Here is a 24127-nt window from a genome sequence, read left to right as displayed (position 1 = left end):
TGATCCGCGTATGAGGCGCAAACGCATTGAAAGATTTCAGAACCCAATCGTATGGGCGGGCATGCTTGCGATTATGCTTGGATTAGCAGCCAAGCAGGTTCTCGTAACGGAAGGAAAAGGATTCTATATCGATTCAGGTTATTTCCTGTCACACCTTAAAAATGCTCCCGCTATTGTTTGGGTTTACTGGTCTTTAACATCCATATTTGCCATTTGTTTTTGCGCTGGTGCATTCCTGGAATGGTTTAAGCGTAAGCCATGATGAACCTTGCTGCCCACACGTCGTCTTGCACAGTCTGGGATGCCTTTGGTGGCTTCAGAATAAGCTGACGGCAGCTTCCCACCAAAATATGACCTTCACGCGGGCTTCGAAGTTCGACATTTGCGCCGTTTGTCGGGGACGGAAAATGTCTACCTGACGCCTTCCATGAACTACGCCGCCAACGTCACCCCTTCCACTCGCGCCGTTCTTCGGCTGCGCGCAGAACCTCGTAGGCCAGCTGGTACGTCTGGAACGCCTTGGCCGCTTCGGCATCGCCAGGCTTTACGTCCGGGTGGACTTCCTTGGCTTTGAGGCGCCACGCCTTGCGCACCGCGTCGAAATCGGCGTCCGTGTCCAGGCCCAGCGCTTCGAGGGCGCGCATTTCGTCGGCGCTGCGGCTGCCGTCTCCCGAACCGGTCCATCCGTAATGCGCGGTTTCCTTGTAGCCGCCGTTGTCGGCGCGTTCCTGCGCTTCGCGCTGCGCCGCTTCTTCGGCATCCAGGCCGGCGAAGTAATCCCAGCCGGCGTTGTATTCCGCCGCGTGACGTTGGCAGAAATACCAGCGATCCGGGCTGTTCGGGCTTTTGGGGGCCGGGCAGTTGCCGATGTCCGAGCAGCCGTGGCGATCGCACAGGCGCACTTGCGCGGCTTCGCGCGAGCTGCCGTAGCCACGCCAGCGCGGGAAACCCCAGTCAGGTGATCGGCGGACGCGACTCATTCAAAGCGCGATACGCGCCGATGCCGAAGCGATGCAAGTCCCGGCGCGGATTCAGATGCAAAAACAACGCGCCGGGGATGTTCGCTCAGTCGATCGTGACGGTTACCGCACGGCGGTTCTGGGCCCAAGCCTGCTCGTCAGAGCCCAGCGCGATCGGCCGCTCCTTGCCATAGCTGACGGTGTTGAGGCGCGAAGGATCGATACCCAGGCTGGCGAGATAGTTCTTGGCCGCATTGGCACGGCGTTCGCCCAGCGCGATGTTGTATTCGCGCGTGCCGCGCTCATCGCAATGCCCCTCGATCGTGGCGCGCTTGGCGGGGTACTGCTGCAGCCATTGCGCTTGGCGCGCCAGGGCCTGCTGGTCTTGCGGGTCGATGTCCGACTTGTCCAACTGGAAGTGGATGGTGTCAGACCCCATCATCTTCGCCTGAAAATCGGCCTGGCTGCCCGGCTGCGCCACGCCGCCATTCGCGCCATTGCCGAAGCCGCCATCGGTGCTGCTGGTGGCCGGGCCCGGATCGGGCGGAAGCTGCGCCGGCGCTTTCTTGCTGCAGGCCGACATCGCCAGCGCGCCTGCGACCACGAGCGCCAGAGCCCCTGCGCGGCCGGCGTTGGAGTACGTAAGGACCAAAGGCATGGGATCATCTCCTGTGCTGCGCGGCCCGGTGGATGGGCCGGCGCATGTCTGAATTTTCCGTTCAATTGGTAACGCTGTCAACCTGAACGGGAGCCAACGCACCCGTTCGGGCATCGCGCGCAAGCCTGTCAGGGACGGACCGGCCCCCACGCGGGATCGGATGCGCCAACCGGGGTGGGCAAGCGCCGTTCGTTACGGCCCGTCAGGTCCACCTGCCAGATCGACGCGGTGCCCGTGCCCTTTTCGGTGCGGAAGAACTGCACGATGCGCCCGTTGGGCGACCAGGTGGGCGCCTCGTCCTGCCAGGAATTGGTGAGGTGACGCATGTTGCCGCCCGTTGGCGACATCACTGCGATCTGCAGATTGCCGGCGATGTGCGTGAAGGCGATCTGGTCACCGCGCGGGCTCCATTCCGGGGTGGCGGCGCGGCCACCGAAGAAGCTGATGCGCTGCTGGTTGGACCCATCCGCGTTCATCACGTAGATCTGCTGGCTGCCCGACCGATCGCTTTCGAACACGATCCGCGACCCATCCGGCGAATAGCTGCCGCCGATGTTGATGCCCGGCCCATTTGTCAGCCGCTGCGGGGTGCCGCCGCCGGCCGACGAGATGCGATAGATATCGGTCGTGCCGCCGCGCGCCATCGAATAGAGCACCCACTTGCCGTCCGGCGACCAGCGCGGCGCCAAAGTGGGCGCGCCGGTGCGGGCGATCAGGGTCTGCCGGTCCGTCGCCAGATCATAGGCGTAGATGCTCGGCTGACCGTTGAGGTAGGACAGGTAGAGGATCTTCTTGTAGTCCGGCGAATAGCGCGGCGTGAGCGCCATCGACTGGCCGCTAGTGAGATAACGGTGGTTGGCCCCGTCCGAATCCATGATCGCCAGCCGCTTCATGCGGTGCCCTTTAGGGCCGGTTTCGGCGATGTAGGCGATCTTGGAATCGAAGAACGGACTTTCGCCCGAGAGGCGCGAGTAGACCATGTCGGCGCACTTGTGCGCGGCCCGCCGCCAGTCTCCCGGCGCAACCTGCCAGCCGCCTTTTACCAGTTGCTGCTTGAGCTGCACGTCATACAGGTAGCAGCCCACGGTGATCTGACCGTCCGCGCCTGCGCGCACATAGCCTTGCACCAGCATCTGCGCGCTGCGCGAAGCCCAAATGCCATAGTCGGGCGCCTGCACTTGGGCATAGACGGGCTGCGGCAGGCCATCGGGGCCGGACGGCTTGAACAGCCCATTGTTCTTGAGATCGCCCGCCACCACCTGCGACAAGGCGCGGCCCAGCGAGGCGGTGGTGCCTGCATTCGTGCTGGTGGGCACATCGGCATCGGTGGCGAAGTTGGTGATGGCGATGCCAAGATCCTGCCAGGCGCTGTCATCCGAGACGGTGACTTCCAGGCCGCCATCGTCGCCCCCGGCCTGTGCAGGCGGAGTGGCAGGCGCAGGCACACCTTGCGCGAACGCGGCGCTGGACACCGAAAGCATCAGGCCCAGAGCGAAAATGCGGGTTATCTTCATTGCGATAGCCTTCTGTCGAAGTTGGTCGTGACGACCTTCCAGCCCTCATAAAGATCATCGGGCAGATTGAACGGTGCGGCAAGCTTCACGGCGCGGATTGCCTGTTCCTGATGCCGCTTGACCTGCGCCTTGTTGGCGTCGGTCTGGCCGGTGGTGCTGACGACCTCGGGTTCGCCGGACAAGCTGCCATCGCGGTTCAGCCGGAAGCGCACGCGGGTGACCAGCAGTTCCGCGTCCGCGCCTTGCGGGGCCTGCCAGTGCGGCTTGATCTGCCGCCCGATCGCCGCGTTGAGGGCAGAGCGGGCCGCCGCGCCGATCTGCGCCGCCGGGGTGCCGGTTTTTGCTGCGGACGCCTTGGCGCCGGGTGTGCCGGCCTTGAACGCATCGTCGAACGCGCTGCTACCGGCCTTTTTAGGGGCGGTGGAGGCCTTGCTTGACGAGGCCGTGCGACCCGGCGGGGCTTTCTTCTCGCTCTTGAGAATGGAATCGATCGCACTGCCCTGGCGCGGCGTGCCGGGCGCTTTTTTGCGGGCCGGCTCAGGCCGGGCGACCGGCTTGGCCTCGCGCCGGGGTTCGGGCTTTTGGGCCGGCGCGGGAGGCGCTTTTTGCACCGGGCGCGGCTTTGGTCTGGCTTCCGGCCTGGGCTCCGCCCTGACGACCGGCTTGGGCCGAGGCGCCGGGACCGGCTTTGGCTGCGGGCGCGGCCTTTCGATGTCGCGTGGACGGGGCACCGGCGCGGGTTCGGGTTGCGGCGCCGGTTCGGGGCGCGGCGCCGGGGCTGGCTCCACGGCAGGCGCAGGCGCGGCCTCGGGCGCGGGTTCGCCCTGCTCCGGCCCTTTGTCGGGGGATGCCTGGGCGGGTGACGGTGCGGTAGACGTGTTGGCAACCTCATCGCTGATGGTCACCTCGATGCGCGGGGGCGGCTTCACCACATCGTTCTTGCGCGGGCTGAACAGGATGGCCGCCAGCACGGCCGCATGCAGTGCGACCGCGACGGCAAGGCCGATCGCTTCATCCCGGCGAATGCCTTTGGCTGCCATCAGGCGGACCTAGCCTTTCGCGTGTTAACCGCCGCTGACATCGGTAACCAGCGAGATCGAGGTAAAGCCCGCGCGGTTCAGCTCACCCATCACGTCCATCACCCGGCCATAGTCCAGCGCCTTGTCGGCACGCAGCGTCACCAGCGGCGGTTTGCCATCAGCGCCCTTGGGCGTGGACGTCAGGCGATCGGCTAGTTCGCCCGGGGCCAGCTGGTCCTGTTCATAGAACACCGTGCCATCGCGGCGCACAGTGATGGTGATCTGGCCCTGCTCCTCGCTCATCGCCTTGGCGCGGGTTTCCGGCAGCTCGATCGGCACTGCCGCCTTCAGCAGCGGCGCGGTGACCATGAAGATGATCAGCAGCACCAGCATCACGTCCACCAGCGGGGTGACGTTGATCTCCGCCATCGGGGACCGGCCACCCCGGCCCCGCCGCCGTCGTCCGCCGCCCGAAACGCCCATCGCCATCAGCGCTGCTCCAGCTGGCGGGTCAGCGCGGCGTGGAGATGATCGGCAAAGCGCTGCAAACGCGCCTCGAATCCGTTCACTTTATGCGAAAAGCGGTTGTAGGCGATGACCGCCGGAATCGCCGCGAACAGGCCGATCGCGGTGGCGAACAGCGCTTCCGAGATACCCGGCGCTACCACCGCCAGCGAGGAATTCTGCTGCTGGCCGATGTCGAAGAAGCTTTTCATGATGCCCCATACGGTGCCGAACAGGCCCACGAACGGGGCGACCGAGCCCACTGTCGCCAGGAAATTGAGCCGGTCGGAAAGCCGGTCCGCTTCCTCGCCCACGGCAGAGCCCATGATCGCGGCGATGCGCTGGCGCGCGCCTTCGGCATCGACATTGGCGGCGGTGGCATTGGCCTTGAATTCGGCCAGCCCGGCGCCGGCCACCTTGCCCATCGGCACATCGCCGCGGCGGCGCTCCTTCTGGTAGGTGTCGAAGTTTGGGGCCTCCCAGAAACCCGCCTCATACTCGTCGCACCGGCGAGAGATCGAGCCCATACGCACGGTAAACGTGATGATGATCGTCCACACCCAGATGCTGGCAGCGACAAGTCCCGCCATGATCACCTGCACCACGATGTCAGCGTCGAGAAACAGCTTTACCGGGTTGAGGCCGTGGGAATCGCCGGCAAAGCTGATGGTCGAGGCAAGCAGGTCGAGCGTCATTCTGGTCCTTCCAGGGCGGAAATCGCGATGGGAACGAGCGAGTGAAAAGCATGTTGCCACGCCTGGGGCTGGCGGCGCGGTCGTCCGTCAAGGCCGATGAACCCGACCTTTACCACCCCTTCGCATAGCGGGGCCGAGCCACGCATGGCCACCTGGCGCAAGGTGCAGGCCACCCGGCCAACCGAGACGGCGACGGTCTCGATCACCACCGTATCGCCAAGGCGCGCCGGGGCAAGATAGCGCAGGTTCGCTTCGGCGACGGTGTACAGCCCGGTGCCGGCCTCCAGTGCGCCGCGCTGGTCGATCCCCAGCACGTCGAGCAGGTCGGAGCGTGCGCGTTCGAACCAGCGCAGGTAATTGGCGTGGTACACCACCCCGCCCGCGTCGGTGTCTTCATAGAACACGCGCAAGGGGTAGCGGTGCGTGGCTCCGGAAATCACGCCGGACACGGGCGCAAGCGAGGATGATGGTTCGTCCGTCATGCCGGGCGGTTGTGTAACGGGCAGCGGGGCGACTGCAAGCCCGAAGCTGCCGGAAACCGGCCTCGTGAGCCGAATTGCGGGGTTAACTTTCGATGACCGTCCGGCGCTTCGCGTGCGCGCCGATCCTGCTCCTGGTGCGTCAGTCCGCGATCATCTGGAAGAACGGGCGGCCCCCAAAGATGTGCACGTGCAGATGCGGCACTTCCTGATGGCCGTGCCCGCCCATGTTCACCATCAGGCGATAGCCCGGCCCGTCCAGTTCGAGTTGGCGGGTTACTGTGCCCACCGCGCGCATGAACCCGGCGATCTCGGCGTCGGACGCCTTGGCGGTGAAATCGTCCCAGGACACGTACGCGCCCTTGGGGATCACCAGCACATGCACCGGGGCCTGAGGGCGAATGTCATTGAAGGCCAGCGCATGGTCGTCTTCATAGACTTTGCTGCAGGGCAGTTCGCCGCGCAGGATGCGGGCAAAGATGTTGTCGGGGTCGTAAGCCAGCTTGGGATCGATGGGCATCGGTGTCTCCGGGGTCAGTCAGCGGTGCGGGCGGCCTTTTCGGCAATGCCGGAAACGCCCTCACGGCGATCGAGTTCGGCCATCACCTCAGCTAGCGGCACGCCCTTGGCAACCAGCAGCACGATCATGTGGAAGATCAGGTCCGCCGCTTCGCCCACCAGCGCCTCGCGGCTTTCGGTAAGCGCGGCGATCACCGTTTCGGTCGCCTCCTCGCCCAGCTTCTGCGCGATCTTGCCAAGGCCCTTGGCGTTGAGCTTGGCAACATAGCTGGAGGCCGGATCGGCATCGCGGCGCTGCGCGATGGTCTGCTCCAGGCGGGCAAGGGTGTCTTGGCTGCTCATGCCCATGGCCATGCGACGGCGCGCGGGCGCGGTCAAGCGTGCGAAGCGCTCAGTCCTCGCCCCGGCGGGAAGACAGCTTGCGACCGATCGCAACGCCGACAACGCCCATGCCGAACAGGAACAGGCTGCTGGGTTCCGGCAGGGGAATGCCGCCCGCCGCATAGGCCGGAACGGGTATCAGGCCCGCCGCGATCACCGCCGGGAGGTATCTCGGAACTGGCACTGGAAGGCTCCTGCGAATCTGAATGTCGCCCTGGCGACGTGCATTGGCAGATTGCCGCGCCGCAGCAACACGGGTTACGCCCTTGTCCCGATACGGATCAGTTAACAAGCCAACTATGCACAGCTGCGTAATCAGCCGCGCGCGGGCAATCCCGCCGCGCGCAACGCCGCATGGGCCTGTGCCACCGTATGTTTGCCGAAGTGGAAGATGGACGCTGCCAGCACCGCACTGGCGCCGCCCTGGATCACGCCGGCAACCAGATGGTCCAGATTGCCCACGCCGCCACTGGCGACCACCGGCACGGACACGGCATCGGCAATCGCGCGCGTCAGCTTTATGTCATAGCCGCTCTGGGTGCCATCGCCATCCATCGAGGTGACCAGGAGTTCCCCCGCGCCGTATCCGGCCAGCTTCACCGCATGCTCCAGCGCGTCGATACCAGTGGCCTTGCGCCCTCCGTGGGTAAAGATCTCCCAGCGCGCCGGGCCGGTGCCATCGTCCACCCGCCGCGCATCGACCGAGGCGACGATGCACTGCGAGCCGAACTTTTCGGCAATGTCCGCCACCACTTCAGGCCGCGATACGGCGGCGGAATTCACCGCCACCTTGTCCGCGCCGGCCAGCAGCAGCGCGCGCGCATCCTCCACGGTACGCACCCCGCCCCCGACGGTCAGCGGCATGAAGCAGACCTCGGCGGTGCGCTGCACCACGTCCAGCAGCGTGCCGCGCCCTTCATGGCTGGCGGAAATGTCCAGAAAGCACAGCTCGTCGGCCCCAGCTGCGTCATAGGCGCGCGCCTGTTCCACCGGGTCGCCGGCATCCTTGAGATCGACGAAATTCACGCCCTTGACCACGCGCCCGTCGCGAACGTCCAGGCAGGGGATGACACGGATGCGAACGGTCATGGCCTCACTCCGGCTTGAAAAACAGCAGCATGGCAAACACGCCCACCACCGCGCACACCGCAAGGTTGAAGGCGGTATAAGCCCAGAACCGGCGCGGGTCGGTATCGCGGTAGGTCTCTACCGTGGACCGGCGGCGGCTGAACAGCATCATGCGCACTTTGCCTGCACGAAAATCGCCCAGCGCCCAGATCAGGCCGGGCGTCAGCAGGACCAGCGCCAGCACCGCAATCATGCGGTTTTCGTTCACCCCTCACGCTCCGCCATGGCGATCGCAGCGGCAAGATCCAGCCGCCCGTCGTACAGGGCGCGCCCGGTGATGACGCCCTCGATCCCATCGTTCGCGTGCAGCGCCAGCAGACGGATATCGTCGAGCCCTTTCACGCCGCCGCTGGCGATCACCGGCAGGTCGGTGCGGCGGGCCAGATCGACGGTGGCGTCGATGTTGCAGCCTTTGAGCAGCCCGTCGCGCCCAATGTCGGTGAACAGCAGGCTGGCAACGCCCGCATCCTCGAACCGCCGCGCCATGTCGACGATGGACACGTCGGACACTTCGGCCCAGCCCTCCGTCGCCACCATGCCATCGCGCGCGTCCACCGCCACCACGATGCCGCCGGGATATTCAGCCGCCATGTCCTTCACGAACTGGGGATCCTTCAAAGCCGCGGTGCCCATCACCACCCGGCTGACGCCAAGGTCGAACCAGCCGGCCACCGCCTGCGCGGTGCGGATGCCGCCGCCCAGTTGCACATGGCCCGGAAACGCGGCGACGATGGCCTCCACCGCCTCGCGGTTTTCCGCCCGGCCTGCGAACGATCCGTCGAGGTCAACGACATGGAGATATTGCGAGCCGGCCTGCGCGAAAGCCATCGCCTGCGCGGCGGGATCGTCGCCATAAACGGTGGCGCGCGCCATGTCCCCTTCGGCCAGGCGCACGACTTGTCCCTGCTTGAGGTCGATGGCGGGAAATACGATCATGATCTCAAGGCTTCCATTCGAGGAACCGGGCCAGCAGCGCCAAACCGTAGGCCTGGCTCTTTTCGGGGTGGAACTGCACGCCCACCACGTTGTCCTGCGCCACCGCGGCAACCAGACCGCCGCCGTGATCGGTCATCGCCGCGATGTGCGCGCCGTCGTCCGGCTGAAAGTGATAGGAATGCAGGAAATACGCTTCGCCCGGCACGATCAGGCCCTGGGCCGGGTCCTTGAGCGCGGGGGACACGTCGTTCCAGCCCATATGGGGGATCTTGATCGCCGGATCGGTGCGCTCGATCTTGCGGACTTCGCCCGCGATCCAGTCCAGCCCGCCGGTTTCGCCGTGTTCAAGGCCGCGCGTGGCCAGCAGTTGCATGCCCACGCAGATACCCAGGAAGGGCACGCCGTCCACCTGGACCCGCTCGTCCATCGCCTCGACCATGCCGGGGATTGCCCATAGCCCCTCGGCGCAGGCCTTGAACGAGCCGACGCCCGGCAGCACCACCCGCTCTGCGGAGCGCACGACTTCGGGCCTGTCGGTGATCGCCACGTCCTGCGCGCCTGCCGCACGCAGGGCATTGGCGACCGAATGGAGGTTGCCCGCGCCGTAGTCGATCAGGGCCAGCGTCATTTCAGTCCCGCGATGCTTTCATCGAGGAAGCTGGGCGCCCATTCGATCACGTCGATTTCGGCCACACCGCCCTTCACGAACGGGTCCTGCATCGCCAGCGCCTTTACCGCGTCAAGGCTTTCGCCCTTGGCCAGCACGATGCCGCCTTCGCGCGGCACCTTGCGGCCCCATCCCACCAGCACGCCGCTTTCATGGTTGGCGCGCAGCCACGCGACATGCGCGTCCATCAGCGCATCCACTTGCGCGATCGGCGCGATGTAGCGCAGCGATACGATGAAACTGGCCATCACAGAGACTCCTGACCCAAAATGCCTTTGGTTGACGGGATCGCCCCGCCCTTGCGCGGATCCAGTTCCACCGCGCTGCGCATCGCGCGGGCAAAGCCCTTGAAGATGCCTTCGCAGATGTGGTGATTGTTGGTGCCGTACAGCAGTTCGATATGCAGGGTTACCCCCACCGCCTGGGCGATGGAGTGGAACCAGTGCTCCACCATCTCGGTATCGAATTCGCCCAGCTTTTCCTGCGTGAAGGCGGCTTTCCACACCAGATACGGGCGGCCCGAGATATCGAGCGACACCCGGCACAGCGCCTCGTCCATGGGCGAGTTCACATCGCCGTAGCGGCCGATGCCGGCCCGCTCGCCCAGCGCCTTGGAAATCGCCTGGCCGATGGCGATCGCGCTGTCTTCGGTGGTGTGGTGCTGGTCCACATGCAGGTCGCCCTTGATCCGGCACGTGATGTCGATCAGTGAATGGCGGCTGAACTGTTCGATCATGTGATCGAGAAAGCCGATGCCGGTCGCAACATTATAGGCGCCGGTGCCATCAAGGTTGACCGCAACGTCGATGTCGGTCTCATGGGTCTTGCGAATGATCGAGGCGGTGCGCATCCCTGCGCCTATAAACCGGTATGCGCTGGAATCAATTATGCTTGGGGCACCACACCGCCGCCATCGCGTTTTATGACCACCACGCGGCAGGCCGGCACTGGAACGACTTTGGCATAACCTGCCCCGTCGTGCTAATTTCAGCGCAAACACGCTTGACCGGAATCGCAAGCATGACCACGTAGGGCCCGATGAACGACACCCCGCAAGACAGCCTGATCCCTTACGACGAAATCGTGCAGGAGGCCCTGCGTGCGGTCGTCGGTCGCGTGCTAGGCCAGGTGGAGGCCGCAAATGGCGTCCTGCCCGGCGGCCATCACTTCTACATCACGTTCAAGACCGGCGCGCCTGGTGTCGGCATTCCCCCCAGCCTGCGCGCCCGCTTCCCCGATGAAATGACGATCGTGATCCAGAACAAGTTCTGGGATCTTGGCGTTACCGACGATGGCTTCACCGTCAGCCTCTCGTTCAACCAGATGCCCGCCAAGCTGGACATTCCGTTCTCTGCCATCACCGCCTTCGTCGATCCGGCGGTGGACTTCGGCTTGCAATTCCAGGCCACCGAAGAAGCGGAAGAGGACGACTCAGTGGGCGCGGCCGGCAACGACGAGGAACGCGACGTTGCCTCACGCATTACTCCTGCGGACGATGGCTCGAATGTCGTGTCCGTGGATTTCGGCAAGAAGAAGTAACCGGGCCTGCTGCTGCCCGAACGAAGGGCGATACTGCGATCATGTTGGGCCCCAGGCGTTTGAAACAAACCGCACAAAAAGCCGCAGGTGCGGTGAAGGCCGCGCCCAACGGGCTCAAGGCGCTGGCCGATAACGGCGGCGAATTGCACGGCCCCAGCCCCAACCCCGCGACCAATCTGGTGATTGCAGATATTGCCTTGCGTACCGGCACCACCCTCGCCCGGCGGGCGGTGGAACGTGCGGTGCTGGGCGCCAGCTATTCCCCGCGCAAGGCCAAGTCGATCCTGCGCGGTCGCACCATGAGCGAGACGTTGCTGCACGGCGCCCTGGCCCGCGTGGCGCTGGGATCGGTGCCCGGCGCCCTCTTCATCGGGGGCGCCCTGGTGGCAAAGACGCTGTACGATCGCAGCCACGCCCGTCAGGCCCGCCGACAAGGCGAAGAGGTCATCGAAGACATGGCGCAGGACGGCGAGACGGAATAGGTCACTGCTGTGCGGACTTGATTTGCGCGGCTCAGCCCGGCATCGGGGGTCATGACCCAATCCACCCTTGTTTCCCAGGCTGACGGCACCCTTGCCCGGCGCGGGTTGATGTTCATCCTGTCCTCGCCATCGGGCGCGGGCAAGACCACGATCGCGCGCATGCTGCTGGATCACGATCCGCACATCTGCAATTCGGTGTCGTGTACCACCCGCCCCCCGCGTCCCGGTGAGGTGGACGGCAAGGACTACCACTTCGTCACCGCCGAAACGTTCGAGCGGATGGTGGACGATGGCGACTTTCTGGAGTGGGCCACGGTTTTCGGGCACAGCTACGGCACGCCCAAGGCGCAGGTTAAAGCCGGCCTGAAGGAAGGCCTGGATTATCTGTTCGACATCGACTGGCAGGGCACTCAGCAGCTGTATCAAAAGCTGGAACGCGATGTGGTCCGCGTGTTCCTGCTGCCGCCCAGCATCGAGGAACTGCGCCGCCGCCTGACTGGGCGCGGCACGGACAGCGCGGAGGTGATCCAGGGCCGGATGGAGCGCGCACGTTCCGAGATCAGCCACTGGGACGGCTACGATTACGTGGTGATCAACGACGATGTGGCGGGCTGCTTCGGGCAGGTGCGCCATATCCTGCAGGCCGAGCGCCTGCGCCGCGCCCGCCAGACCGGCCTGATCGGCTTCACGCGCGAACTGCTCAACCCCGACGATTGACCGGGAGCCGCGCGGATGGGTTCGAATCGTGTCCGCCCGCCCCTTGCCCCCGGCCACTTCTGGCTTTAGGCGACCGGCAAACATCGCCCATCCGAAAGGCCTACGCTCATGTCCGACCTTGCCGCCCAGATCGAAGCCGCGTTCGACGCGCGCGACACCGTCACCCCGGCCAGCCAGGACGTGCGCCAGATCGTCGACCAGGCGCTGGACCTGCTCGATTCGGGGCAAGCCCGGGTTGCGCAAAAGGTTGGCGGCGAATGGGTGGTGAACCAGTGGCTCAAGAAGGCGGTGCTGCTCAGCTTCCGGCTGAACGACAATGCGGTCGTGGACTATGGCGCTGCCGGCGCACCGGCTTTCGACAAAGTGCCGCTCAAGTTTGCGGGCTGGGATGAAGCCCGCTTCAAGGACGCCGGCGTGCGCGTGGTGCCCGGCGCGGTCGTGCGGCGCAGCGCGTTCATCTCCAAGGGCGTGGTGCTGATGCCCAGCTTCGTGAATCTGGGTGCCTACGTAGGTGAAGGCACGATGGTCGATACCTGGGCCACGGTGGGTTCGTGCGCGCAGATCGGTCGCAACGTCCACATCTCGGGCGGCGTCGGCATCGGCGGGGTGCTGGAACCGCTGCAGGCCGGACCGGTCATCATCGAAGACAACGCCTTCATCGGCGCACGGTCGGAAGTGGCCGAGGGCGCGATCGTGGGCGAAGGCGCGGTGCTGTCGATGGGCGTGTTCATCGGCGCATCCACCAAGATCGTCGATCGGGCGACCGGCGAGATACACATCGGCCGCGTGCCGCCCTACGCCGTGGTGGTGCCCGGCGCACTGCCCGGCAAGCCCCTACCTGACGGCACGCCCGGCCCCTCGCTGTACTGCGCGGTGATCGTCAAGACGGTCGATGCGCAGACCCGCTCCAAGACCGGCATCAACGAACTGCTGCGCGACTGACGTGCCTTGCATAGGTGCGGGCGGCGGAACGCTGTCCGCACTCGCGTGTTGTATCCTTTTGTAACGGGTGCCCGATGGCGTCCCGCATCAGGAGGGACACGCCATGGAAAAGCGCGGTGACGAAATCCATCTCGACAAAGTCGAAGCCCGTGCCGGTGAGAGTACGCACGTAACGCGCTATGTGCTGGGGATCGGACTGGCGCTGGTGATTATCGCTTTCGTCATCATCGTGGCGACGGGCATGTTCAGCGCGCCTGACGATACCGGCGGCGATGCCACGACCAACAAGGCGGTGGCCGAACAATCGGCTCAGAAGCCCTGAGCGATGGCCGATTCCTTCCATAAAGGTGCCACGGTGCACTGGAACTGGGGCTCCGGCACCGCGAGCGGCAAGGTGGTTGACACATTCGAGCGCCGCGTAAGCCGTACCCTGAAAGGCAAGCGCGTATCGCGCAACGGCACGCAGGACAATCCGGCATACCTCATCGAACAGGAGGAAGGGGCCAAAGTGTTGAAACGCGGCTCGGAACTGGAAAAGGGCTGATACATGGCCGCCGACCTGCACCGCTTCATCGAAGCTCAGGATCCGGTATACGCACAGGTGCGCGAAGAACTGGTGCAGGGGCAAAAACGCACGCACTGGATGTGGTTCATCTTTCCGCAGATTGCAGGACTGGGCCAAAGCACGATCTCGCGGCGTTACGCGATCGAGGGGCTGTCCGAAGCCGCTTCCTACCTCAACCATCCGCTGCTCGGCGCCCGACTTCTGGAGACGACGCAACTGATGCTCGGCTGGGCAAGACGGCGCAGTGCGGCAGCGATCCTGGGCGGTGTTGACGCGCTGAAGTTTTGCAGTTCAATGGCGCTGTTTGAAATTGCCGCGCTTAGCGCCGGGCGCGATGCCGACCCTTTCGGTCACGCGCTCGATGCGTTTTGCCAAGGCCGGCGCGACGATCGCACGCGCCAGATCTTGCAACTTGGCCCTGACGCCCGTCCGACCTGAAGAAACAGCAATCCAGACACGAAAAATGCCGGAAGCGCCGTGACGCGGCTTCCGGCATATCTGACGATCTGGGTCGCCATCTCCTGTGATTCCGGGATTAGAGCGCCAGCATTTACAACCCGTTAATGCTGAACCCGAAAGTCATGCCTTCACCGGTTCCGCCATTTCCCGGCCATAAGCCGCTACGGTCTCGACCTCAGTCTTGTCACCCAGGATCACGCCGACCCGCTGGTGCAAGCCCACCGGCTTCACATCCAGAATTCGACCATACCCATCGTTCGCCGCGCCGCCGGCTTGCTCGACCAGGAACGCCATCGGGTTCGCCTCGTACATCAGGCGCAGGCGGGCCTTGCCGGGGCTGCGATGATCGGCAGGATACAGGAAAATGCCCCCTCGCTTGAGGATGCGATGCACGTCCGCCACCATCGAGGCCGTCCAGCGCATGTTGTAATCGGTGCCGCAAGGCCCCTCCTCACCGGCCAGCCGCTCATCGATGTAGCGCGTGATCGCCGGCGACCACTGCTTGTGACGCGCCGAATTGATCGCGAATTCGCAGTTGCCCGCCGGGATCTGCAGCGGCCCGTCGGTCATCAGCCAGGCGCCCACTTCGCGGTCCAACGTGAATTCGTACACGCCAGTGCCAAGTGAAAGCACCAAGAGCGTCTGCGGGCCGTAGATCGCATAGCCCGCGGCCACTTGCTCACGCCCGGGCTGCATGAAGTCCTGCTCCGTCACCTCGCGCCCGGACGCGCTGACGGGCGCGCGCAGCACCGAGAATATCGTGCCGACTGACAAGCCGACGTCGATGTTGCTGGACCCGTCGATGGGATCGAACAGCAGCAGATATTCGCCCTTGGGATAGCGGTTGGGAATACGGTGGAGGGTTTCCATCTCCTCGGACGCCATAGCCGCCAGATGACCGCCCCACTCATTCGCTTCCAGCAGCAGTTCGTTGGCGATCACGTCGAGCTTTTTCTGGACTTCGCCTTGCACGTTATCCGTACCCTGGCTGCCCAGGACTTCGCCCAGCGCACCTTTGCCGATCGAATGGCTGATGGTCTTGCAGGCGCGGGCCACGGTTTCGATCAGCAGGCGCAGTTCGGGCCGCAGCACGCCGGAGCGCCGCTGTTCCTCGATCATGAAACGGGTGAGCGTAAGGCGTTTCATCCAGACATACTCTCGTTATGGCGGCGGCGGTTTGCCGCACCGCAGCTTATCAAGACTTGCGGCCCTATCAACAATTCCCACGCGCGCCTATCCCGTTGATTGTTGGCGGGTCGCCGTCAACCAACCGGGACGATCATGACCTTGAGCGTAGCCCTGCCGTTGCCTGCAACCTGCAGCACGTAACGGCCCGGCGCCAGATCGTAGGCCACCATCTTGGTGATGCCGGAACACGGCAGTCCATGCCCGTGCCCGGCAGACGCAAGCGCCTTGCCTGCGCCGATAACATCGACCCACGCATGTCCGTCCTGCACGACCTGGTATCTGCCGGGGCGGGCGACGTGGAACGCGGCCAGTCCACCGAAACCCGCCTGGTCGGGCAGCTTACGGGGCGTGACGGCATAGCGCAGCGTGGATGTAGGCTTGAGTCCCATGTCGTAGACGGTCCCGACCGTGACGGTTTCGGCCCGCGCGTCCTGCGCGCTCCCGGCCATCGTCAACGCGCTGGCGGCGTTGGCCCAGCCTTGCAGTCCCTGGGGCAAAGCGGCGGGCGCGGCGCAGGGCGGCGGTGCGTCCTGATGGCCGTGCATGCCCGCGTCCTGCGCGGCCAGGGCCGAAGGCATCATCCACAGCATCGCACCAAGCATCGTGGCCACCGTCGCCAGTTTTCCACCCGTCATTTCACATGTTCCTTATGCGCTCGCCCTAACCGTATACTGGCATATACATTTTCGGCCAGCAATGCGGCGTCAGCGCCGTCGCGACATAGGCGTTATCGCGTCCTGAACTGCGACCAATTGTTTTATTGCAGCGACGGATCACAAGCGGCTAGGGTGCCGTGTGGACGAGATGGGTGAGAAGCATTGAACGAAAACAACACCATCTCGACCGGCAATGCAGGCCTTGACGGTATTCTGAAAGGCGGGCTGCCGGCCAACCGCCTCTATCTGCTCGAAGGCGCGCCGGGGTCTGGCAAGACCACGCTGGCGCTGCAGTTCCTGCGCGAAGGCGTGGAGCGCGGCGAGCGGGTTCTGTACATCACCCTGTCCGAAAGCCGCGAGGAACTGCGCGTGGTCGCCGCATCGCACGGCTGGACGCTGGACGGGTTTGACGTATTCGAATTCGATTCGTCTGACAGCGTGCGCGGCGGCGGACTGGAACAATCCATCATCCATCCTTGGGAAATGGAGCTGAGCGAAACGATCCGCCTGATCCACGACGAAGTTGAGCGCGTAAATCCCGCGCGCGTGGTGTTCGACAGTCTTTCCGAGATGCGACTGCTGGCGCAGGATCCGCTACGCTATCGGCGCCAGGTGCTGGCACTCAAGCAGTTCTTCTCCGGGCGGGAAACCACCGTGCTGCTGGTGGATGACATGACCGCATCGGGCGACGTGCGCGATTCGCAGCTCCACAGCCTGTGCCACGGGGTAATCACGCTGGAACGCCTGACGCTGGAGTTCGGCGCGGCACGCCGGCGCATGCAGGTGCAGAAGCTGCGCGGCGTCGATTTCATCGCCGGCTTCCACGACATGGTGATCCGCAAAGGCGGGGTCGAAATCTTCCCGCGCCTGATCGCGGCCGAGCATCATGCGTCTTACGCCGAAGATACCGTGCCAAGCGGGGTTGCCGAGCTGGACGCGCTGCTGGGCGGGGGGCCTTTACGCGGCAGCAGCATTCTCGTCACCGGTCCTGCCGGCTCGGGCAAGACCACTATCGCGCTGCAATACGTCTTCGCCGCGTGTGAGCGCGCGGAACGCGGCACGATCTTCCAGTTCGATGAGCGGGTTACCACCCTCATCTCCCGGTCGCGCGCGTTCGGCCTCGATATTGCCGGTCATCTCGAGTCCGGCTGCCTGAAGCTGGAGCAGATCGACCCGGCCGAAATCTCGCCCGGTGAGTTCGCGGCCCGCGTACGCCATGAGGTGGAACAGCGCGGCGTGCGCATGATCGTGATCGACAGCCTGAACGGCTACGTGGCCGCGATGCCGCAGGAACAACAGCTGATCCTGCAGATGCACGAACTGCTGTCCTATCTCAGCCAGCGCGGGGTGATCACCTTCCTGATCAATCCCCAGCACGGGCTGGTCGGATCGATGATCACCAATCTCAACGTCTCTTACGTGGCGGACGCGGTGGTGCTGCTGCGCTTCTTCGAGGCGGAAGGGCGCATCCGCAAGGCAATTTCGGTCCTCAAGAACCGGGGCGGCCAGCACGAGGATGCGATCCGCGAATTCCGCATCGACGGTCAGGGACTGCGCGTGGGCGATACCTTGCGGGGCTTCAAGGGCGTGCTGACCGGCACGCCCGAATACACCGGCGCCAGCGAACCGCTGATGGAGGACCGCCTGCATGGCGGCTAGAACCGCGGCCGAAGGCTACCGCGTTCTGGTTTGCGCACCGTATGGCCGCGATGCCCAAAGCGTGGCCGAATTGCTGGGCAGGCAGAATTACACAGTGCGTATCTGCGATGATATCGTCGCGGTGGCGCAGGCGCTGGACGATCATGTGGGCACCGTGCTGGTCACCGAAGAGGCGCTGAACGGCAATCTTGAACCGCTATCACGTGCGCTGGCGCAGCAGCCGGCGTGGTCGGATCTGCCGTTCGTCATCCTCAAGGCCCAGCGATCGACCTATAATGCGCGCTACGCCGCCCGCGAACTGAACTTCGATGACCTGCCTGGCAACAAGGTCGTGCTGGAACGCCCCTTGGGCGTCGCCTCGCTCGTCAGCACCATCGCTTCGGCCTTGCGCGCCCGGCAAAAGCAGTTCGAGATGCGCGACCGGCTCGCCGAGCTGGCCAACAGCGAAAGCCGCCTGCGCCTGGCTACCGCCGCCGCCAATATCGGCACTTGGGATTATGATCCGGTTTCCGGCGAACTGCGCTGGGACGAGCGCTGCAAGGCGATGTTCGGCCTGTCCCCCGATGCGCCCATCACGTTCGACGGCAGTTTCCTGGCCGGCCTGCATCCTGATGACCGGGCTTTCACTGAAAACGCGGTGCGCCTTGCGCTCGATCCCAGCGGCGATGGGTCCTATGACATCCACTATCGCACGATCGGTCTGGAGGACGGGGTCGAGCGCTACGTTTCGGCGCGCGGCGGCGCGGTGTTCGAAAACGGCGTGGCTGTGCGTTTCATCGGCACCGTGATCGACATCACCGCAGCCAAGGAAGCCGAAGCCGCGCTGGCCGCCTCCGAAGCCGCACTGCGCGAGGAAAGCCGCGCGCTGGAAACGCTGAACCAGACCGGCGAGCGGGTGGCGGCAGAGCTTGATCTCGATACGCTGGTCCAGTCCGTCGTCGATGCCGGGCGCGACCTTACGGGGGCGCAATACGGCGCGTTCTTCTACAACCAGGTGGATGAGCGCGGCGAGACCTACAAGCTTTACAGCCTTTCGGGCGCACCGATGGAGGCGTTCAGGAACTTCACCACGCCGCGCAACACCACCTTGTTTGGCCCCACGTTCAACGGGGAAGGCATTGTGCGCTCAGGCAACATCACCAAGGATCCTCGCTATGGCAACAATGCGCCGCATTGGGGAATGCCCAAGGGCCACTTGAAAGTCTTAAGCTACCTTGCGATCCCGGTCGTTGCCCGTTCGGGCGAAGTGATCGGCGCCCTGTTCTTCGGCCACCGCGAGGCGGACCGGTTCGATACGCGGTCCGAACGCCTGGCCGCCGGGCTTGCCGCGCAGGCCGCGATCGCCATCGACAATGCCAGGCTGATCAAGACCGCGAACCGCCTCAACCAGACGCTTGAGCAGAAGGTGATCGAACGCACGCAGGCGCTGGAAGAGGAAATGGCCAACCGCGCGAATGCCGAAGCCGCGCTGCGGCAAAGCCAGAAAATGGAAGCCGTGGGGCAGCTGACTGGCGGCATCGCCCACGATTTCAACAACATGCTCACCGGCGTCATCGGCAGTCTGGACCTGATGAAGCGGCGCATCGCGTCCAACCGGATGGACGGTCTGGACCGCTACATGGACGCGGCGTCCACGTCAGCGCAGCGCGCCGCCGCGCTCACCGCGCGGCTGCTGGCGTTTTCACGCCGCCAGTCGCTCGATGCCAAGCCGGTGGATGTCAACGCGCTGGTCCAGTCGCTGGACGATCTGCTGCGGCGGACCATCTCCGAAAACATTCGGCTGGACATCGTCGAAGCGCCAGGAAACCCGCACGCCATCGCGGATGCCAATCAGTTGGAAAGCGCGATCATCAACCTGGCGATCAATGCGCGCGATGCCATGCCGGACGGGGGCCAGCTCACGGTGGAGGTGGCCACCGTAGACCTCGACCCCTCGTACGCAATCGCCGAGCCCGACATAAAGCCGGGTCCGTATGTGATCATCGCCGTGTCGGACACAGGCGTGGGCATGTCCAGCGACGTCATGGAAAAGGTGTTCGAGCCGTTCTTCACCACCAAGCCGATCGGCCAGGGCACCGGGCTTGGCCTGTCGATGGTGTACGGGTTTGCCCGCCAGTCTGGCGGCCAGGTGCGCATTCACAGCAAGCCGGGCGGCGGCACCTCGGTCAAGCTCTACCTCCCGGCGGGCGAAGGCGTGCACCAGCCGACCAAGGCGGCGCCAGCTGCCACCAGCACCGGTAGCGGCCAGACCGTGCTGGTCGTGGAAGACGATCCGGCGGTGCGCCTGCTGGTGTGTGACGTGCTGCGGGAACTCGGCTACACCACGCTGGAGGCAGGCGATGCCGTGGAAGCGATTCCGATCCTGCGCTCGGACGATCATCTCAATCTGATGGTGTCCGATGTCGGCCTGCCCGGCATGAACGGGCGGCAACTTGCCGAAGTGGCGCGTGGACACCGCCCCGATCTGCCGATCCTGTTCGTCACCGGTTATGCCGAGAACGCCGCGATCCGCGCCGGCTTTTTGGGCACGAACATGGGGATGATCACTAAGCCCTTCGCGCTGGACGATCTCGCGTCCAAGGTCGCAGAAATGATGGCCTGACAAGCAGGGGAGCAGGCGACAGCCCGCTCCCCGTCTTTGCGCGCTTACAGGCCGTCCAGCCCCTTGCTGACCAACACGTTCACCGAAACGCGGCGGTTCTGCGCCTTGCCTTCGGGCGTGCTGTTGTCCGCCAGCGGGTCCGCTTCGGACATGCCGGTGGGGGTCAGCATCCGGTAGGGCTTCCAGTGGCAGGCCTGCTGGAGATAGTTCACGACATTACCCGCTCGCTTTTCGCTAAGCGTCTGGTTGAATTCGGGGGTGCCGGTGGAATCGGTGTAACCCACGACCAGCAGCAACGCGTTGTCCATGCCGTCCGCGGCCGTAGCAGCGGCACACAGATCGGCCTTGGCCTGAGGTGAGAGCACAGCCTTGCCGGTGTCGAAGTTCACATTGATCGTGTTCTTGACGTTATATTTGTCGATATCCCCCATGCGACCGCGCAAGGCCTCGGTAGCGGCGGTCTGTTCGGAGAACCGCTGGTCGGTGCCGTTGTGGATCATTGCGGCGGTGCGCAGATCCTTGCCCTGCAGGGTAATGTCGCTAGCGAGCAGTCCGTCGCCGCCCTGCACGGTCTTGACCGTCACCGGCAGGCCATTGAGCAGCGAGGTGGACGCCAGCTTGCTGCGGTTCATGCCGAACAGGCCTTTGACCGCGGTGATCTTGGTCCCGTCGTCGATAGTCACCACGGTCTTGGTGCCATCATCGGCAGTAACCTGCATCCTGTCGCCGCTGCGCGCGGAGATGATGCCCTTGATTTCCGGCCCCTGCACGGGCCGGGTGCCCGGTACGGTTGCGGTGACATCGGCCGGCGGCGGCGCTTCAGGAGCTGGGGCTGCCGCATCTGCTGGCGGGGGCGCATCCTGCGATTGCGCGGACACGCCTGCGCCAGCGGTGCCGGCCAGCAATGCTACTGCCATAAGCATCTTTGGGTGTTTGGAAACGATCATTGCGGTACTCCTTCAAACTCGACCATCGGGCCTGCATGACCGCAGCTTCGTCCGGCTGCCCGGCCTTGAAAAGTGCCGTGAGCCGCCGGAGCCCCCGTGTATAAATCTTCCCCGGAGGTGCGGCATGACGCCGCACCTGAATGCCGTGGAGCCCTTGCGTGTTCAGGATATCCTTTCGGATACATGAACACTCCGCCATACCACATTGCTGCACGGGCCGTGCGGGCGCGGGGTGCGACGAACGGAGGCGCGCTTGGCCGATACGCTCGCGACTGCCGGCCTCCATTTTAGTTGATCTGTGATGGGCGACCGGATCTTGCGGCGGGCTTCGAACGCTGGGGGATCAACACGATCTGCACGGGCAGACGCAAGAAAAGGAGACGATCATGAGCATCGAAGGCAAAGCCAAGGAAGCCGCCGGTTTCATCAAGGAAGAGATGAACGAGCACGGCAAATCAGCCGAGAGCCAGAAGAAGGCCGAGGAAGGCCGCGAACTTCGCAATGAAGGCCGGATCGAAGACGGCAAGGCCCCCAAGACCACAGAGCCCGGCACCGGCGCGAAGTAACTTCGCACAAGGTTGCACCATTACCCCCGCTTTGGCGGGGGTAATTTTTTGCCTGCCGACAAAAAAACGGCGCGGATGATAACCCACCCGCGCCGCTCTTTGTTCGCCGTCAACTTCGCTGTAAGCCAGCGGGCTTCGCGTCGAGATCGACCTTCATTTCACGCGGCCAATGGCGCAGGGCGCGGCAGGCTTGCACGAACGCCGCGGTGTCCTTTGCATTTTCCAAAGGCATGCACGCCTCGTCCAGGTCACCGGCAATGCCCGCCTTGGCGAAGAGGGGCTCGGCCTCCGGCGTAAACGCGATGAACTTGCAGTGCGCGAAGGCATCCGTCACGAAATCCTTCGCCGCCGCATCCATCGACAACAGGTCCGCCCCTTGCGCGGACACCACGATCGCTACTGCATCGAACAGTACGGACGGCCCGCCATCCACCTTCTGCTTGGCCGCAACGGTAGTACCATCGGACAAGGTAACCCCCGAAATCCGGGGCGCGATGACTTCGTACACCGCATCTTCGGCCTCCACGGCCTTGAGCAGGGCCTTGAATACCGCCACATCGGCGCCATCGCTGAGCAGGATACCCAGCTTGCGGCCCTTGAAGCTGTCAGGCCCGTTCTTGAGGATGCTCAGCTTTTCAGATGCCGGCAGGTCGGTAATCGGCGGGCGGGCAGCAACCGCCGCATCCGGCACCGCCAGACCCAGCCCATCGGCTACCGTTGCCGCAAGCCCGGCATCGATGTTCACAAGGTGAGACACGGTCCGCGAGCGGATGTCCGGCCGCTCGACTTTAGAAAGCTCGAACACCAGCGCATCGCCGATGTGCTTTTGCTCCACAGGCGTCTGGCTGACGAAGAACTGCCGGGCCTGACTGTAATGGTCAGCGAACGTTTCGGAGCGTACCCGTTGCTTCGGGCCGTCCGCCACTTCGGCAAAGCTGGTGAAGCCGCGGGCCGGATCTTCGCGCGGGCCGCCTTGCGTTGCACCCCAGCTATTGGGCTCGTAATTCGCGCGGCCCTTGGGGTTGTGCATCGCCATGTGCCCATCCTGCTGGAAGTGCGCCATCGGGCACTTGGGCGCATTGATCGGAATGTGCGTGAAGTTGGGGCCGCCCAGCCGCTTGAGCTGCGTATCCAGATACGAGAAATTGCGCCCCTGCAGCAGCGGATCGTTGGAAAAATCGATCCCCGGCGGCACGTTCTGGGTGCAGAACGCCACCTGCTCGGTCTCAGCAAAGAAGTTGTCCACCACGCGGTCCAGCACGAGACGACCGACGATACGCACCGGCACCAGTTCTTCGGGGATCAGCTTGGTCGCGTCCAGGACGTCGAAATCGAAACTGTCGGCAAAGGCATCGTCGAACAACTGCACGCCCAGTTCCCACTCGGGGAAGTCCCCGGCACTGATGGCATCCCACAAGTCGCGGCGATGGAAATCGGGATCGGCGCCATTGATCTTGACCGCCTCGTTCCAGACCACCGATTGCAGACCCTGCTTGGGCTTCCAGTGGAACTTGACGAAAGTGGACTTGCCTTGCGCATCCACCAGACGGAACGTGTGAACCCCGAAGCCTTCCATGGTGCGCAGCGAACGCGGAATGGCCCGATCGGACATCGTCCACATCACCATGTGGAAGCTTTCCGGCGTCAGGCTGATGAAATCCCAGAAATTGTCATGCGCAGTTTGCGCCTGCGGAAAGGCGCGGTCAGGCTCAGGCTTGGCTGAATGGATAAGATCGGGAAACTTGATCGCATCCTGGATGAAGAACACCGGGATATTGTTGCCCACCAGATCCCAGTTGCCTTCCTGCGTGTATATTTTCACGGCAAACCCGCGCACGTCGCGGGCTAGATCCGCCGAACCCTTGGAGCCCGCCACGGTGGAGAACCTGACGAACGCGGGCGTACGCTCGCCCACACGCTGGAACACATCGGCACGGGTTACGTCGGACAGGCTGTCGGTCAGCTCGAAGAACCCGTGCGCGCCATAGCCGCGGGCATGCACCACGCGCTCGGGGATGCGCTCATGATCGAAATGGAACATCTTTTCGCGGAAGTGGAAGTCTTCCAACAGCGACGGACCGCGCGCACCCTGCTTCAGGCTGTTCTGATCGTCGGCAACCGGGATGCCCTGCTGCGTGGTCATCGTGGCCACACCGTTGCCGGCGATCTGGTGCGTTTCACCGCCAGCGCCTTGCGGACCGTCGAACGCATACGCGATATCGGCGTCCGCCGGAACGGGAGTAGCCTTCTTCGCGGTCTCGCCGCCGATATCTGCGCCGGCAATATCTGCCGGCTTGGTGGATGACTTCGTGTTCGGCTTGGGGGGCGTTTTGGCCATGGGCAGTA

31 protein-coding genes are annotated in these 24127 nt (G+C 64.4%); 11 read left to right on the top strand and 20 right to left on the bottom strand.

The window, feature by feature from the left end:
* Positions 1 to 10 precede the first annotated feature (10 nt).
* Positions 11 to 262: a hypothetical protein gene (locus ASE49_RS18055; protein ID WP_156370075.1), complete on the top strand. Its 252-nt coding sequence runs from the start codon at positions 11 to 13 to the stop codon at positions 260 to 262.
* A 184-nt stretch (positions 263 to 446) separates the two neighbouring features.
* Here ASE49_RS18055 and ASE49_RS03435 read toward each other — a convergent pair whose 3' ends face one another.
* From ASE49_RS03435 to hisB, 16 genes are all read right to left on the bottom strand, one after another.
* Complete coding sequence (locus ASE49_RS03435) at positions 447 to 980, bottom strand: J domain-containing protein (RefSeq protein ID WP_056768727.1); 534 nt, start codon at positions 978 to 980, stop codon at positions 447 to 449.
* Positions 981 to 1065: 85 nt separating this feature from the next.
* On the bottom strand, positions 1066 to 1617 hold the full coding sequence (gene pal, locus ASE49_RS03430; RefSeq protein ID WP_082456283.1) for a peptidoglycan-associated lipoprotein Pal: 552 nt from the start codon (positions 1615 to 1617) through the stop codon (positions 1066 to 1068).
* Positions 1618 to 1745: 128 nt separating this feature from the next.
* Positions 1746 to 3131, bottom strand: coding sequence for a Tol-Pal system beta propeller repeat protein TolB (tolB, locus tag ASE49_RS03425; RefSeq protein WP_056768726.1), 1386 nt, complete (start codon positions 3129 to 3131; stop codon positions 1746 to 1748).
* Positions 3128 to 4171 carry a hypothetical protein gene (locus ASE49_RS03420; RefSeq protein WP_056768725.1) on the bottom strand — a complete coding sequence of 348 codons (1044 nt, stop codon included), beginning with the start codon at positions 4169 to 4171 and terminating at the stop codon, positions 3128 to 3130. The genes tolB and ASE49_RS03420 overlap by 4 nt, the downstream gene beginning before the upstream one ends.
* A 24-nt stretch (positions 4172 to 4195) precedes the next feature.
* The gene (locus ASE49_RS03415) at positions 4196 to 4639 is read right to left on the bottom strand and encodes an ExbD/TolR family protein (RefSeq protein ID WP_056768724.1); all 444 of its coding nucleotides are present in this window, start codon (positions 4637 to 4639) and stop codon (positions 4196 to 4198) included.
* Positions 4639 to 5349: a protein TolQ gene (tolQ, locus tag ASE49_RS03410; RefSeq protein ID WP_056768723.1), complete on the bottom strand. Its 711-nt coding sequence runs from the start codon at positions 5347 to 5349 to the stop codon at positions 4639 to 4641. The genes ASE49_RS03415 and tolQ overlap by 1 nt, the downstream gene beginning before the upstream one ends.
* Positions 5346 to 5831: a YbgC/FadM family acyl-CoA thioesterase gene (locus tag ASE49_RS03405; protein WP_056768722.1), complete on the bottom strand. Its 486-nt coding sequence runs from the start codon at positions 5829 to 5831 to the stop codon at positions 5346 to 5348. Before ASE49_RS03405 ends, tolQ begins: the two co-directional genes overlap by 4 nt.
* A gap of 139 nt (positions 5832 to 5970) precedes the next feature.
* Entirely contained in the window at positions 5971 to 6348 is a 378-nt protein-coding gene (locus ASE49_RS03400) for a histidine triad nucleotide-binding protein (RefSeq protein WP_056768721.1), read from the bottom strand.
* A gap of 14 nt (positions 6349 to 6362) precedes the next feature.
* Positions 6363 to 6689, bottom strand: coding sequence for a phosphoribosyl-ATP diphosphatase (locus ASE49_RS03395; RefSeq protein WP_056768767.1), 327 nt, complete (start codon positions 6687 to 6689; stop codon positions 6363 to 6365).
* Positions 6690 to 6738: 49 nt separating this feature from the next.
* Positions 6739 to 6912: a PEP-CTERM sorting domain-containing protein gene (locus ASE49_RS03390; protein ID WP_056768720.1), complete on the bottom strand. Its 174-nt coding sequence runs from the start codon at positions 6910 to 6912 to the stop codon at positions 6739 to 6741.
* Between the two features lie 131 nt (positions 6913 to 7043).
* Positions 7044 to 7817 (bottom strand): imidazole glycerol phosphate synthase subunit HisF, encoded by a 774-nt coding sequence (hisF, locus tag ASE49_RS03385; RefSeq protein WP_056768719.1) that lies wholly within the window; start codon positions 7815 to 7817, stop codon positions 7044 to 7046.
* Between the two features lie 4 nt (positions 7818 to 7821).
* A complete protein-coding gene (locus tag ASE49_RS03380) occupies positions 7822 to 8064 on the bottom strand; it encodes a hypothetical protein (RefSeq protein WP_056768718.1) in 243 nt (80 codons plus the stop codon).
* A complete protein-coding gene (hisA, locus tag ASE49_RS03375) occupies positions 8061 to 8792 on the bottom strand; it encodes a 1-(5-phosphoribosyl)-5-[(5-phosphoribosylamino)methylideneamino]imidazole-4-carboxamide isomerase (protein WP_056768717.1) in 732 nt (243 codons plus the stop codon). The genes ASE49_RS03380 and hisA overlap by 4 nt, the downstream gene beginning before the upstream one ends.
* A 4-nt stretch (positions 8793 to 8796) precedes the next feature.
* A complete protein-coding gene (hisH, locus tag ASE49_RS03370; RefSeq protein WP_056768716.1) occupies positions 8797 to 9420 on the bottom strand; it encodes an imidazole glycerol phosphate synthase subunit HisH in 624 nt (207 codons plus the stop codon).
* On the bottom strand, positions 9417 to 9707 hold the full coding sequence (locus tag ASE49_RS03365; protein ID WP_056768715.1) for a YciI family protein: 291 nt from the start codon (positions 9705 to 9707) through the stop codon (positions 9417 to 9419). Before ASE49_RS03365 ends, hisH begins: the two co-directional genes overlap by 4 nt.
* The gene (hisB, locus tag ASE49_RS03360) at positions 9707 to 10309 is read right to left on the bottom strand and encodes an imidazoleglycerol-phosphate dehydratase HisB (RefSeq protein WP_056768714.1); all 603 of its coding nucleotides are present in this window, start codon (positions 10307 to 10309) and stop codon (positions 9707 to 9709) included. Before hisB ends, ASE49_RS03365 begins: the two co-directional genes overlap by 1 nt.
* Positions 10310 to 10497: 188 nt before the next feature.
* Between hisB and ASE49_RS03355 the strand changes: the two genes are divergently transcribed.
* The 7 genes from ASE49_RS03355 (at position 10498) to ASE49_RS03325 (ending at position 14142) form a co-directional block, all read left to right on the top strand.
* On the top strand, positions 10498 to 10998 hold the full coding sequence (locus tag ASE49_RS03355) for an SspB family protein (protein WP_056768713.1): 501 nt from the start codon (positions 10498 to 10500) through the stop codon (positions 10996 to 10998).
* A gap of 92 nt (positions 10999 to 11090) precedes the next feature.
* Positions 11091 to 11480 carry a hypothetical protein gene (locus ASE49_RS03350; RefSeq protein ID WP_235522812.1) on the top strand — a complete coding sequence of 130 codons (390 nt, stop codon included), beginning with the start codon at positions 11091 to 11093 and terminating at the stop codon, positions 11478 to 11480.
* 51 nt (positions 11481 to 11531) lie between these two features.
* Complete coding sequence (gene gmk, locus ASE49_RS03345; protein ID WP_056768711.1) at positions 11532 to 12197, top strand: guanylate kinase; 666 nt, start codon at positions 11532 to 11534, stop codon at positions 12195 to 12197.
* Positions 12198 to 12305: 108 nt separating this feature from the next.
* Positions 12306 to 13139: a 2,3,4,5-tetrahydropyridine-2,6-dicarboxylate N-succinyltransferase gene (gene dapD, locus ASE49_RS03340; protein WP_056768710.1), complete on the top strand. Its 834-nt coding sequence runs from the start codon at positions 12306 to 12308 to the stop codon at positions 13137 to 13139.
* 103 nt (positions 13140 to 13242) lie between these two features.
* Positions 13243 to 13461, top strand: coding sequence for a hypothetical protein (locus ASE49_RS03335; RefSeq protein WP_056768709.1), 219 nt, complete (start codon positions 13243 to 13245; stop codon positions 13459 to 13461).
* A 3-nt stretch (positions 13462 to 13464) separates the two neighbouring features.
* Entirely contained in the window at positions 13465 to 13683 is a 219-nt protein-coding gene (locus ASE49_RS03330; RefSeq protein WP_056768708.1) for a DUF2945 domain-containing protein, read from the top strand.
* 3 nt (positions 13684 to 13686) lie between these two features.
* Positions 13687 to 14142, top strand: coding sequence for a DUF1810 domain-containing protein (locus tag ASE49_RS03325; RefSeq protein WP_056768707.1), 456 nt, complete (start codon positions 13687 to 13689; stop codon positions 14140 to 14142).
* A 141-nt stretch (positions 14143 to 14283) separates the two neighbouring features.
* On the opposite strand, the gene ASE49_RS03320 is transcribed toward ASE49_RS03325, so the two are convergent.
* The gene (locus ASE49_RS03320; RefSeq protein ID WP_056768706.1) at positions 14284 to 15309 is read right to left on the bottom strand and encodes a class 1 fructose-bisphosphatase; all 1026 of its coding nucleotides are present in this window, start codon (positions 15307 to 15309) and stop codon (positions 14284 to 14286) included.
* Between the two features lie 116 nt (positions 15310 to 15425).
* On the bottom strand, positions 15426 to 15986 hold the full coding sequence (locus ASE49_RS03315; RefSeq protein ID WP_056768705.1) for a hypothetical protein: 561 nt from the start codon (positions 15984 to 15986) through the stop codon (positions 15426 to 15428).
* Between the two features lie 183 nt (positions 15987 to 16169).
* On the opposite strand from ASE49_RS03315, the gene ASE49_RS03310 reads away from it, so the two are divergent.
* On the top strand, positions 16170 to 17666 hold the full coding sequence (locus ASE49_RS03310; RefSeq protein WP_056768704.1) for an ATPase domain-containing protein: 1497 nt from the start codon (positions 16170 to 16172) through the stop codon (positions 17664 to 17666).
* Positions 17656 to 20268, top strand: coding sequence for an ATP-binding protein (locus ASE49_RS03305; protein WP_056768703.1), 2613 nt, complete (start codon positions 17656 to 17658; stop codon positions 20266 to 20268). The genes ASE49_RS03310 and ASE49_RS03305 overlap by 11 nt, the downstream gene beginning before the upstream one ends.
* Before the next feature lie 44 nt (positions 20269 to 20312).
* Here ASE49_RS03305 and ASE49_RS03300 read toward each other — a convergent pair whose 3' ends face one another.
* Positions 20313 to 21215 carry an OmpA family protein gene (locus ASE49_RS03300; protein ID WP_056768702.1) on the bottom strand — a complete coding sequence of 301 codons (903 nt, stop codon included), beginning with the start codon at positions 21213 to 21215 and terminating at the stop codon, positions 20313 to 20315.
* 386 nt (positions 21216 to 21601) lie between these two features.
* Here ASE49_RS03300 and ASE49_RS03295 point away from each other — a divergent pair, with 386 nt between their 5' ends.
* A complete protein-coding gene (locus tag ASE49_RS03295; protein ID WP_056768701.1) occupies positions 21602 to 21781 on the top strand; it encodes a hypothetical protein in 180 nt (59 codons plus the stop codon).
* Positions 21782 to 21890: 109 nt separating this feature from the next.
* Here the strand turns inward: ASE49_RS03295 and ASE49_RS03290 are convergent, their stop codons facing one another.
* Positions 21891 to 24119, bottom strand: coding sequence for a catalase (locus tag ASE49_RS03290; protein WP_082456282.1), 2229 nt, complete (start codon positions 24117 to 24119; stop codon positions 21891 to 21893).
* Positions 24120 to 24127: the final 8 nt, after the last annotated feature.

Source organism: Novosphingobium sp. Leaf2, assembly GCF_001421325.1.
Taxonomy (GTDB): domain Bacteria; phylum Pseudomonadota; class Alphaproteobacteria; order Sphingomonadales; family Sphingomonadaceae; genus Novosphingobium.
Note: the sequence above shows the minus strand (reverse complement) of the source record. Positions and strands in the feature narration are given on the sequence as shown.